The sequence below is a fragment of the Saccharothrix sp. ST-888 genome (genome assembly GCF_000955975.1).
GTDB lineage: Bacteria > Actinomycetota > Actinomycetes > Streptomycetales > Streptomycetaceae > Kitasatospora.
On the sequence record NZ_JYJF01001147.1, the window covers coordinates 1 to 236 of the forward strand.

A 236-nucleotide genomic window follows, 5' to 3' on the forward strand; every position below is an offset into this window, starting at 1 on the left:
CCGCGACACCGCGCACCTGGGCCTCACCCAGCGACGCGAACAGCCGCTCCAGACCGCCCTCGTGACGGCGCAGCGTCCCGAACGCCACCGCGTCCCGGCGGGCCGCCTCGATGCTCTCCTGGACAGCCATCGCAAGAACGGGGTGTGCGCTGACCTCGACGAAGGTCCCGACGCCGTGCTCCTCGAGAAGCGCACGCGTCGCGTCGGCGAACTCCACGGTGGTACGGAGGTTGGTG

The 236-nt window shown here is 71.6% G+C and carries 1 protein-coding gene; it reads right to left on the reverse strand.

The features are described 5' to 3' along the window. Nucleotides 1–217, reverse strand: a 217-nt coding sequence (locus UK12_RS36000; protein WP_045307445.1) for a hypothetical protein, incomplete at its 3' end; no start/stop codon positions are given. Between the last annotated feature and the right edge of the window lie 19 nt (nucleotides 218–236).